The organism is Pseudovibrio exalbescens DSM 16456 (genome assembly GCF_000422785.1).
In the GTDB taxonomy this organism is placed as follows: domain Bacteria; phylum Pseudomonadota; class Alphaproteobacteria; order Rhizobiales; family Stappiaceae; genus Pseudovibrio; species Pseudovibrio exalbescens.
This window is the reverse complement of sequence record NZ_AUGS01000016.1, coordinates 94,908-104,575: the sequence shown is the minus strand read 5'-3', so window position 1 is coordinate 104,575 and position 9,668 is coordinate 94,908. Positions and strand designations below refer to the sequence as shown.

The following is a 9,668-nucleotide window of genomic DNA, read 5'->3' as shown; positions in this document are numbered from 1 at the left end:
TCGTTCCGATCGCAATGGAAGATGGTCTGCGTTTCGCTATCCGCGAAGGCGGCCGCACCGTTGGTGCTGGCGTCGTTGCTGAAATCATCGAATAATAAGCGAGTTTGACTGCAGCAGCTGGTCTCATAAAACAACGAACAGCTGCTGCTGCTCTTTCTCATTAGGGAAAAGTCATGAACGGTCAGAATATTCGGATCCGCCTGAAGGCGTTTGATCACCGTGTTCTCGACACTTCCACTAAGGAAATTGTCAACACGGCGAAGCGGACCGGCGCGCAAGTGCGCGGACCCGTGCCGTTGCCGACGCGGATCGAGAAGTACACCGTACTTCGCGGACCGCATATCGACAAAAAGAGTCGTGATCAGTTTGAGATGCGCACCCATAAGCGTCTTCTCGACATCGTCGATCCTACTCCTCAGACAGTTGATGCTCTTATGAAGCTCGACCTGGCTGCAGGTGTAGACGTCGAGATCAAGCTCTAAGGCGGCCAAAGGGGACACGCAGATGCGTTCTGGAGTGATCGCCCAGAAGGTGGGTATGACTCGCGTCTATAATGAAGCGGGTGAGCATGTGCCGGTAACGGTACTGCGTCTGGACAACTGTCAGGTTGTTGCCCACCGGACGGAAGAAAAGAACGGCTACACTGCGCTTCAGTTGGGCGTAGGTGCAGCTAAAGTTAAAAATACGGATCGCGCAATGCGCGGCCACTTCGCAGTAGCGAAGGTTGAGCCGAAGCGTAAACTTGCCGAGTTCCGCGTAAGCGAAGACAACCTGATCGACGTTGGTGCAGAAATCACTGCAGACCATTTCGTCAACGGTCAGTATGTGGACGTTACCGGCACTTCTATCGGTAAGGGTTTCGCGGGTGCCATGAAGCGTCACAACTTTGGTGGCGGTCGGGCATCCCACGGTGTGTCCATTTCACACCGTTCTCACGGTTCAACGGGTCAGTGTCAGGATCCAGGTAAAGTGTTCAAGGGCAAGAAGATGGCCGGTCACCTCGGTGATGAACGCGTTACCACTCAGAACCTCAAGATCGTGCGCACTGATGCAGAGCGCGGCCTGATCCTGGTTGAAGGTTCTGTTCCTGGTTCCAAGGGTGGCTGGATTCTCGTCCGTGACGCCATCAAGAAGGCACTGCCGGAAAATGTACCTGTTCCAGGTGCGATCCGTCAGGCTGCTGCTGATGCTGCGGCCGAAACCGGGAAGGAAGGTGAGTGATGGAACTCGAGGTCAAGACCCTCGGCGGCGGTGCGGCCGGTTCGATCACCGTGTCTGAAGAGATCTTCGGACTGGAGCCACGCACAGACCTGATTCAGCGCGTTGTACGTTGGCAGCTGGCGAAACGCCAGGCTGGTACGCACAAGACCCTGGGTCGTTCTGAAGTCAGCGGCACCACGAAGAAGTTTGTTCGTCAGAAAGGCTCTGGCGGCGCTCGTCATGGTAACCGCAAGGTTCCGCAGTTTCGCGGTGGCGGTCGTGCGTTTGGTCCGGAAGTGCGCTCTCATGCGCATGAGCTGCCCAAGAAGGTACGTGCTCTGGGCCTGAAGCATGCTCTGTCTGCTAAGGCAGCTGCTGGCAACCTGATTGTACTTGAAGAAGCAAAGGCATCTGAAGCCAAGACCAAGGCACTGAAAGCTCAGCTTTCCGGTCTGGGTCTGTCCAACGCCCTGGTGGTGGACGGCTCTGAAGTCGATGCAAACTTCGGTTTGGCATCACGCAACATCCCGAATGTGGATGTGCTGCCGGTTCAGGGTATCAACGTTTACGACATTCTGCGTCGTGACACGCTGGTTCTGACCAAGGCTGCAGTTGCTGCTCTGGAGGAACGTTTCTAATGAGCAAGATTGTTCACTACGACACGATCGTTTCTCCGGTGATTACCGAGAAGGCAACGTTTGCTTCTGAAGAGAACAAGGTCGTTTTCAAGGTCGCATTGACTGCTACAAAGCCTGAGATCAAGGCTGCTGTGGAGTCTCTGTTTGGCGTCAAGGTCAAAGCGGTAAACACTCTTGTTCGTAAGGGCAAGACCAAGCGTTTCCGCGGTATCCTCGGTCGTCAGAGCGACTTCAAAAAGGCTGTGGTCACGCTCGAGGACGGACAGTCCATCGATGTGACGACGGGTCTCTAAGGGCGAGGTAGGAAAAAATGGCACTAAAGACATTTAATCCCACATCACCTGGCCGTCGTCAGCTGATCCAGGTTGACCGTACAGGTCTGTGGAAGGGCAAGCCGGTCAAGAAGTTGACCGAAGGCCTGACCAAGTCCGGCGGTCGTAACAACACCGGCCGCAAGACCGCAAACAACATTGGTGGTGGTCACAAGCGCACCTACCGCATCATCGACTTCAAGCGTCGCAAGTTCGACGTCGTCGGTACGGTAGAGCGCCTTGAGTACGACCCGAACCGTACCGCGTTTATCGCTCTGGTTACTTATGCCGACGGTGAACAGGCTTACATTCTCGCTCCGCAGCGTCTTGCTGCTGGGGACAAGATTGTGGCTGGCAAGGCTGTGGACGTAAAGCCGGGCAATGCTATGCCGCTGGCTTCCATTCCGGTCGGTACTGTTGTGCACAACATCGAGCTGAAGCCAGGCAAGGGTGCGCAGATTGCGCGTTCAGCCGGTGCTTATGCTCAGGTTGTTGGTCGTGACTCCGGTTACACCGTTGTCCGCCTTCTGTCTGGCGAGCAGCGCCGTGTTCTCGGTACCTGCATGGCTACGATCGGTGCGGTTTCCAACGCTGACCACGCAAACGTCAACCACGGCAAGGCTGGTCGGTCCCGTTGGCTTGGTCGCCGTCCACATGTTCGCGGTGTTGCGATGAACCCGATCGATCACCCTCACGGTGGTGGTGAAGGTCGTACCTCCGGCGGACGTCATCCGGTTACCCCATGGGGCAAGCCGACCAAAGGCAAGCGCACACGTCGCAATAAAGCAACCGATAAGTTTATCGTTCGCTCGCGTCATGCGCGTAAGAAGTAAGAGGGACGGATCGTGACACGTTCGATCTGGAAAGGCCCGTTTGTCGACGGTTACCTCCTGAAGAAAGCGGAAAAGGTTCGTGAGTCCGGCCGTAACGAGGTCATCAAGACCTGGAGCCGCCGTTCCACCATTCTTCCGAACTTCGTGGGGCTGACCTTCGGCGTCTACAACGGTCAGAAGCACATTCCTGTTTTGATCAGCGAAGAGATGGTTGGTCACAAGCTCGGTGAGTTCTCACCGACTCGTACCTACTATGGTCATGGCGCTGACAAAAAGGCGAAGAGGAAATAACGATGGGCAAGCAGAAGCGTGAGCGGACGCTCGCCGACAACGAGGCACAGGCAGTATGCCGCATGCTGCGGGTTTCCCCGCAGAAGCTCAACCTCGTTGCAGCATCGATCCGCGGTAAAAAAGTTAGCTCGGCACTTGCTGATCTGACCTTTTCTCGCAAGCGCATTGCCGGCGACGTCAAGAAGACCTTGATGTCTGCCGTTGCAAACGCGGAAAACAATCATGATCTCGACGTCGACAATCTTGTCGTCGCCGAGGCTTATGTTGGCAAGGCGCTTGTGATGAAGCGCTTCCAGCCACGTGCCCGTGGTCGGGTAGGGCGGATCCAGAAGCCGTTCTCCAACCTGACTATCGTTGTCCGTGAAGTTGAGGAGACCGCCTGATGGGACAGAAAATTAACCCAATCGGCCTTCGTCTTGGCATCAACCGGACCTGGGATTCTCGTTGGTTTGCTAACAAGAATGAGTACGGTGATCTTCTGCATGAAGATTTCCGCATTCGCGAATACCTGCTGAAGGAATTGAAGCAGGCGGCAGTTTCCAAGGTCGTCATCGAGCGTCCGCACAAGAAGTGTCGTGTCACCATTCATTCCGGTCGTCCGGGTGTGGTAATCGGCAAGAAGGGTGCAGACATCGAGCGTCTTCGCAAGAAGCTGTCCTCCATGACCAATTCCGAAGTGCACCTCAACATCGTTGAAGTGCGCAAGCCGGAAACGGACGCGCAGCTGGTTGCAGCTTCCATTGCTCAGCAGCTGGAACGTCGTGTTGCTTTCCGTCGTGCCATGAAGCGTGCGGTTCAGTCCGCTATGCGTCTTGGTGCCCAGGGCATCCGGATCAACTGCTCCGGTCGTCTTGGTGGTGCGGAAATCGCGCGCATTGAATGGTATCGCGAAGGTCGGGTTCCGCTGCACACGCTGCGTGCGGATATCGACTACGGTACTGCAACCGCGCATACCGCTTATGGCGCTTGCGGCGTGAAGGTTTGGGTGTTCAAGGGCGAGATCCTTGATCATGACCCAATGGCCTCCGAACGTCGTGCGACCGAAGGCGGTGGCAAGAACGAACGCCAGGGCGGCGGTCGCCGGGAACGTGCAGCTTAATTGCTGCACGGTCTCCGTGACAGATTAGAGAAGCGAGAGAGTTACGATGCTGCAGCCAAAGCGAACTAAGTTCCGCAAGCAGCACAAGGGCCGCATCCATGGCAAGGCCAAGGGTGGCTATGAGCTCAATTTCGGTGCTTTCGGTCTGAAAGCACAGGAGCCAGAGCGGGTTACCGCTCGGCAGATTGAAGCGGCTCGTCGTGCTATGACCCGTCACATGAAACGTGCAGGTCGTGTGTGGATCCGTATTTTCCCAGACGTTCCGGTCTCTTCCAAGCCGGCCGAAGTTCGTATGGGTAAAGGTAAGGGTAGCCCGGAATACTGGGCGTGTAAGGTCAAGCCTGGCCGGATCATGTTTGAGATTGATGGTGTGTCGGAAGAAGTTGCTCGCGAAGCGATGCGTCTGGCAGCCGCCAAACTCCCGATTAAGTGCCGCTTCGTGCAGCGCATCGGCGAGTGATCGGACAGTCGAGAGGAATAGGCCATGAAGGCTAGTGACGTAAGAGCCAAGACGGTCGACCAGCTCCGCGAGGAGCTGGAAAGCTTGAAGAAAGAGCAGTTCAACCTGCGCTTTCAGCGGGCGACCGGTCAGCTCGAAAACACCGCACGTGTTCGCCAGGTTCGCCGGGACATCGCGCGGATTCAGACAATTATGCGCGAAATGCGCGTGTCTGATAACGCATAAGGAGCACAGTGATGCCAAAGCGTATTTTGCAGGGCGTCGTTGTTAGCGATGCGAATGACAAGACAGTGACGGTGAGAGTGGAGCGTCGCTTTACGCACCCACTGTTGAAGAAAACTGTGCGCCGTACGAAGAAGTATCGTGCACACGACGAAAATAATTCTTACAAGGTCGGCGATAAAGTGCTCATTCAAGAATGTGCTCCGATCTCGAAGAATAAGAGTTGGGTTGTTGTTTCCGAGGAAGCAGCAAGCTGATTGACGCATCCGGTGTTCCTTCATAGGACGCTGAGAAAAGAACAAGGCGACGAGTCATGATTCAGATGCAAACTAACCTCGATGTGGCCGATAATTCCGGCGCACGTCGTGTCCAGTGCATCAAAGTGCTCGGCGGTTCCAAGCGGAAATACGCAGCTGTTGGCGACATCATCGTGGTGTCCGTCAAGGAAGCGATCCCTCGGGGCCGTGTTAAAAAGGGCGATGTGATGAAAGCAGTCGTCGTGCGCACGGCTAAGGATATCCGCCGCGCCGATGGCAGCGTGATCCGTTTCGACCGCAATGCGGCCGTGCTGATCAACAACAACAAAGAACCGATCGGAACTCGTATTTTTGGCCCAGTTCCTCGTGAACTGCGTGGCAAAAATCACATGAAGATCATTTCGCTTGCGCCGGAGGTGCTCTGATGCCTGCGAAGATTAAAAAGGGCGACAAGGTCGTCGTAATCGCCGGTCGTGACAAGGGCAAGACTGGGGAAGTTATCCAGATCCTCCCAAAGGAAGATCGCGCTGTCGTGCGTGGCGTTAATGTGGTGCGTCGTCACCAACGCCAGACCCAGCAGAGCGAGGGGGGTATCGTTTCCAAGGAAGCTCCCATCCAGCTGTCCAACATTGCCATCGCTGATCCTAAGGATGGCAAGCCGACGCGCGTCGGTTTCAAGACTAACGAAGATGGCGTTACTGTACGTATCGCCAAGCGTTCGGGAGATGTGATTGATGGCTGACGCTAATTACATCCCACGGCTGAAAACGCACTACTCTGACGTAGTGCGTGGTCAGCTCCAGGAGAAGTTCAACTACTCCAACCCAATGATGATCCCTTCTCTTGAGAAGATCGTTCTGAACATGGGTGTTGGAGAAGCTGTCGGTGACAGCAAGAAGGCTCGCTCTGCAGCAGAAGAGTTGAGCTTGATTGCTGGTCAGAAAGCGGTTATTACCCGTGCGACGAAGTCTATCGCGACCTTCAAGGTTCGTGAAGGCATGCCGCTCGGTGCTAAGGTAACCCTTCGTCGTAACCAGATGTTCGAATTCCTCGACCGTCTCATCACCATCGCGCTGCCGCGCGTACGTGACTTCCGCGGTCTGAATCCGAAGAGCTTTGATGGGCGTGGCAACTATGCCATGGGTCTGAAGGAGCACATCGTATTCCCTGAAATCGACTACGATAAGGTCGATGCCATGCGGGGTATGGACATCGTGGTTTGCACCACGGCACAAACCGATGACGAAGCGCGTGAACTGCTGCGCGCGTTCAACTTCCCGTTCCGCAAATAATAGCGGTATACGGGAAAGGAACGAGGACAGACGATGGCGAAGAAAAGCGCGGTCGAGAAAAACAAGCGGCGCGAGCGTCTTGTAGCAAAGTACGCTGCTAAGCGCGCTGAGTTGAAGGCAAAGGCCAAAGACGAAAGCCTGTCTCTGGAAGAGCGGTTTAATGCGCGTTTGCAGCTTGCAGAGCTGCCGCGCAATTCCGCGCCAACACGAGTACGCAACCGGTGTGAAGTCTCTGGTCGCCCACGCGGTTATTACCGCAAGCTCAAAATGTCGCGCATTGCGCTGCGTGAGCTGGGTTCCCTGGGCAAGATCCCGGGTCTCGTGAAGTCGAGCTGGTAAGGAGTTACTGTTATGTCGATTTCCGATCCAGTCGGCGATATGCTGACACGCATTCGTAATGCACAGATGCGTCGCAAGAGCAAGGTGGCAACACCTGCTTCAAAATTGCGCGCACGGGTACTGGACGTATTGGCTTCGGAAGGTTATATCCGTGGCTATACCGCTGTGTCCTATGACAACGGCAAGTCCGAACTCGAAATCGAACTGAAATACTTTGACGGCGAGCCGGTGATCCGCACGATTGAGCGCGTATCCCGTCCAGGTCGTCGCGTGTATTCCTCAGTCAAGAACATCCCGCACGTTGCTAACGGTCTGGGTGTATCTATTCTGTCCACACCTCAGGGTGTGATGGCAGACCATGAAGCCCGCGACAAGAACGTGGGTGGTGAGGTTTTGTGCCGCGTCTTCTGATGCGGCACTGCCACTACGTACAATATAATAACTGACAGGTTGATCCTATGTCTCGAATTGGCAAAAGGCCAGTCCCCGTGCCTAGCGGGGTAACGGCAACGATCAACGGCCAGGAAGTAGCGGTCAAAGGCCCGAAGGGGGAACTCTCCTTCGTGGCCAATGACCTTGTTCTGGTCGAGATGACTGATGATGGCATCCGCGTTGATCCGCGCAACCAGACTAAGGCAGCGCGTTCAATGTGGGGTATGTGCCGCACCATGATCGCTAACCTTATCACTGGTGTGACCTCCGGTTTCGAAAGAAAACTGGAAATCCAGGGTGTTGGTTACCGTGCTCAGGTTCAGGGCAAGACCCTTAACTTGGCCCTCGGTTTCTCTCATGATGTCAAGTTTGACATTCCTGAGGGGATCAACATCGTTTGCCCTAAGCCTACCGAAGTCGTAATCAGCGGCATCGATAAGCAGCAGATCGGACAGGTAGCCGCGAACATTCGCGAATATCGTCCGCCTGAGCCCTACAAGGGCAAGGGTATTCGGTACGCGGACGAATACATCGTCCGTAAGGAAGGCAAAAAGAAGTAACGGAACCGACCATGGCGAACAATTCTTTCGAACGTCGTCGCGCTCGCGTCCGCCGTTCGATCAAAAAGGTAGCGAATGGGCGTCCTCGTCTGTCCGTTTTCCGCTCGTCCAAGCAGATCTACGCTCAGATCATCGACGACACAAAGGGCTTCACCCTGTGTGCGGCGTCTTCGCTTGATAAAGATGTACGAGGCACCTTGGCGAACGGTGGCAACAAGTCCGCGGCTGAAGTCGTAGGCAAGCTGCTCGCAGAGCGCGCAATTGCTGCTGGTGTTAAGGACGTCGTGTTTGATCGTGGCGGTTATCTGTACCACGGCCGTGTAAAGGCCCTGGCAGATGCTGCTCGTGAAGGCGGACTGAATTTCTGATCTGCATCTCACGGTGCAAAGAAAGAGAACGGAAGACGAAAATATGGCGAGACAGGACAACCGGGATCGCGAAGAGCGCGACAGCGAATTTGTCGATAAGCTCGTTCACATCAACCGCGTTGCAAAAGTGGTCAAGGGCGGTCGTCGCTTTGGCTTTGCAGCATTGGTTGTTGTTGGAGACCAGAAGGGCCGCGTAGGCTTTGGTCACGGCAAAGCCCGCGAAGTACCTGAAGCAATCCGCAAGGCAACGGAAGCTGCGAAGCGGACAATGATCCGGGTACCACTTCGTGAAGGTCGCACCCTTCACCACGACGTCGAAGGCCGTCATGGCGCAGGCAAGGTCATGATGCGTGCAGCACCTGCGGGTACTGGTATCATCGCAGGTGGTCCGATGCGTGCTGTGTTCGAGACGCTTGGCGTTCAGGACGTGGTTGCGAAATCAACTGGTACTTCGAACCCGTACAACATGGTACGCGCTACGTTCGAAGCACTGAAAAAGGAAGACAGCCCGCGTTCTGTTGCGGCACGTCGCGGCCTTAAGGTATCCACCATTCAGGCTCGTCGTCGCGACACCGACGATGCGGCAGCGGCTCCGTCCGAGGGTTGATCCCCCGGTTTGGACCGTTCTAGACATGAACAAGGGTTAATGTCATGGCGAATACTGAAAAGACCGTAACGGTCGAACAGATCGGCAGCCCGCTGCGCCGTCCTGCGGATCAGCGTGCCACGCTGATTGGTCTGGGACTGAACAAGATGCATCGTCGTCGCACCCTGAAGGATACTCCTGAAGTGCGCGGCATGATCCGTAAGGTGAAGCATCTCGTTCGCGTCGTCGACGAAGCGTAACGTGAGCCGGGAGTAAAACAAATGAAACTTAACGAAATCCGGGACAATCCTGGAGCTGTTAAGGACCGTGTCCGCGTTGGTCGTGGTATCGGTTCCGGCAAGGGTAAGACTGGCGGCCGTGGTGTCAAAGGTCAGAAGTCCCGTTCGGGTGTAGCCATCAAGGGCTTTGAAGGTGGTCAGATGCCATTGCATCGTCGTCTTCCAAAGCGCGGCTTCACGAACATCTTTGCTAAGGACTTCAATGTTGTGTCCTTGGGACGTGTACAAACTGCAATCGACGCGGGCAAGCTCGACGCTTCCGCACCGGTTACAGTTGAGACACTCAAGGCAGCAGGCGTTGTCAAGCGCGTTCGGGACGGTGTCCGTCTCTTGGGCGATGGCGAGCTGAAAGCTGCTGTGACTTTCGAAATTGCCGGCGCTTCCAAGACTGCTGTTGAAGCAGTTGAAAAAGCAGGCGGCAAGGTCGTAATCAAGGGAGCAAAGGCCGAATAGGCCTTGCTCTTTTTTTTGGTGTATCCAA

At 55.3% G+C, this 9,668-nt stretch carries 22 protein-coding genes; all 22 read left to right on the top strand.

Going from position 1 to position 9,668, the window contains the following annotated elements; all coding sequences use genetic code 11:
* Window positions 1–95 (top strand): EF-Tu C-terminal domain-related protein (locus tag G512_RS22420; protein ID WP_208975009.1); only part of this gene is annotated, 95 nt, incomplete at its 5' end.
* A gap of 78 nt (window positions 96–173) precedes the next feature.
* Window positions 174–482, top strand: a complete 309-nt coding sequence (gene rpsJ, locus G512_RS0112040) for a 30S ribosomal protein S10 (RefSeq protein WP_028481940.1) — start codon at window positions 174–176, stop codon at window positions 480–482.
* A 22-nt stretch (window positions 483–504) separates the two neighbouring features.
* A complete protein-coding gene (gene rplC, locus G512_RS0112035; RefSeq protein WP_028481939.1) occupies window positions 505–1,221 on the top strand; it encodes a 50S ribosomal protein L3 in 717 nt (238 codons plus the stop codon).
* On the top strand, window positions 1,221–1,838 hold the full coding sequence (rplD, locus tag G512_RS0112030; protein WP_028481938.1) for a 50S ribosomal protein L4: 618 nt from the start codon (window positions 1,221–1,223) through the stop codon (window positions 1,836–1,838). Before rplC ends, rplD begins: the two co-directional genes overlap by 1 nt.
* A complete protein-coding gene (locus G512_RS0112025; RefSeq protein WP_028481937.1) occupies window positions 1,838–2,131 on the top strand; it encodes a 50S ribosomal protein L23 in 294 nt (97 codons plus the stop codon). Before rplD ends, G512_RS0112025 begins: the two co-directional genes overlap by 1 nt.
* Window positions 2,132–2,148: 17 nt before the next feature.
* A complete protein-coding gene (gene rplB, locus G512_RS0112020; protein WP_028481936.1) occupies window positions 2,149–2,982 on the top strand; it encodes a 50S ribosomal protein L2 in 834 nt (277 codons plus the stop codon).
* 12 nt (window positions 2,983–2,994) lie between these two features.
* Window positions 2,995–3,273 carry a 30S ribosomal protein S19 gene (gene rpsS / locus G512_RS0112015; RefSeq protein WP_028481935.1) on the top strand — a complete coding sequence of 93 codons (279 nt, stop codon included), beginning with the start codon at window positions 2,995–2,997 and terminating at the stop codon, window positions 3,271–3,273.
* Between the two features lie 2 nt (window positions 3,274–3,275).
* Window positions 3,276–3,656 (top strand): 50S ribosomal protein L22, encoded by a 381-nt coding sequence (gene rplV / locus G512_RS0112010; protein ID WP_036489676.1) that lies wholly within the window; start codon window positions 3,276–3,278, stop codon window positions 3,654–3,656.
* Entirely contained in the window at window positions 3,656–4,372 is a 717-nt protein-coding gene (gene rpsC / locus G512_RS0112005; protein WP_028481933.1) for a 30S ribosomal protein S3, read from the top strand. Before rplV ends, rpsC begins: the two co-directional genes overlap by 1 nt.
* Window positions 4,373–4,418: 46 nt before the next feature.
* A complete protein-coding gene (rplP, locus tag G512_RS0112000; protein WP_028481932.1) occupies window positions 4,419–4,832 on the top strand; it encodes a 50S ribosomal protein L16 in 414 nt (137 codons plus the stop codon).
* Between the two features lie 24 nt (window positions 4,833–4,856).
* The gene (gene rpmC / locus G512_RS0111995; RefSeq protein ID WP_028481931.1) at window positions 4,857–5,057 is read left to right on the top strand and encodes a 50S ribosomal protein L29; all 201 of its coding nucleotides are present in this window, start codon (window positions 4,857–4,859) and stop codon (window positions 5,055–5,057) included.
* Window positions 5,058–5,068: 11 nt separating this feature from the next.
* Window positions 5,069–5,311 (top strand): 30S ribosomal protein S17, encoded by a 243-nt coding sequence (gene rpsQ, locus G512_RS0111990; protein ID WP_028481930.1) that lies wholly within the window; start codon window positions 5,069–5,071, stop codon window positions 5,309–5,311.
* 56 nt (window positions 5,312–5,367) lie between these two features.
* Complete coding sequence (gene rplN, locus G512_RS0111985; protein WP_028481929.1) at window positions 5,368–5,736, top strand: 50S ribosomal protein L14; 369 nt, start codon at window positions 5,368–5,370, stop codon at window positions 5,734–5,736.
* The gene (rplX, locus tag G512_RS0111980; RefSeq protein WP_028481928.1) at window positions 5,736–6,053 is read left to right on the top strand and encodes a 50S ribosomal protein L24; all 318 of its coding nucleotides are present in this window, start codon (window positions 5,736–5,738) and stop codon (window positions 6,051–6,053) included. Before rplN ends, rplX begins: the two co-directional genes overlap by 1 nt.
* On the top strand, window positions 6,046–6,603 hold the full coding sequence (gene rplE / locus G512_RS0111975) for a 50S ribosomal protein L5 (protein ID WP_036489674.1): 558 nt from the start codon (window positions 6,046–6,048) through the stop codon (window positions 6,601–6,603). Before rplX ends, rplE begins: the two co-directional genes overlap by 8 nt.
* A gap of 33 nt (window positions 6,604–6,636) precedes the next feature.
* Window positions 6,637–6,942, top strand: coding sequence for a 30S ribosomal protein S14 (gene rpsN / locus G512_RS0111970; RefSeq protein ID WP_028481926.1), 306 nt, complete (start codon window positions 6,637–6,639; stop codon window positions 6,940–6,942).
* Between the two features lie 12 nt (window positions 6,943–6,954).
* A complete protein-coding gene (rpsH, locus tag G512_RS0111965) occupies window positions 6,955–7,353 on the top strand; it encodes a 30S ribosomal protein S8 (protein WP_028481925.1) in 399 nt (132 codons plus the stop codon).
* A gap of 47 nt (window positions 7,354–7,400) precedes the next feature.
* Window positions 7,401–7,934, top strand: coding sequence for a 50S ribosomal protein L6 (gene rplF, locus G512_RS0111960; protein ID WP_028481924.1), 534 nt, complete (start codon window positions 7,401–7,403; stop codon window positions 7,932–7,934).
* A gap of 11 nt (window positions 7,935–7,945) precedes the next feature.
* Window positions 7,946–8,302, top strand: coding sequence for a 50S ribosomal protein L18 (gene rplR / locus G512_RS0111955; protein WP_028481923.1), 357 nt, complete (start codon window positions 7,946–7,948; stop codon window positions 8,300–8,302).
* Between the two features lie 43 nt (window positions 8,303–8,345).
* Window positions 8,346–8,909 (top strand): 30S ribosomal protein S5, encoded by a 564-nt coding sequence (rpsE, locus tag G512_RS0111950; RefSeq protein WP_028481922.1) that lies wholly within the window; start codon window positions 8,346–8,348, stop codon window positions 8,907–8,909.
* Between the two features lie 44 nt (window positions 8,910–8,953).
* A complete protein-coding gene (gene rpmD, locus G512_RS0111945) occupies window positions 8,954–9,148 on the top strand; it encodes a 50S ribosomal protein L30 (protein WP_028481921.1) in 195 nt (64 codons plus the stop codon).
* A gap of 21 nt (window positions 9,149–9,169) precedes the next feature.
* Window positions 9,170–9,640 (top strand): 50S ribosomal protein L15, encoded by a 471-nt coding sequence (rplO, locus tag G512_RS0111940; RefSeq protein WP_028481920.1) that lies wholly within the window; start codon window positions 9,170–9,172, stop codon window positions 9,638–9,640.
* Window positions 9,641–9,668 lie beyond the last annotated feature (28 nt).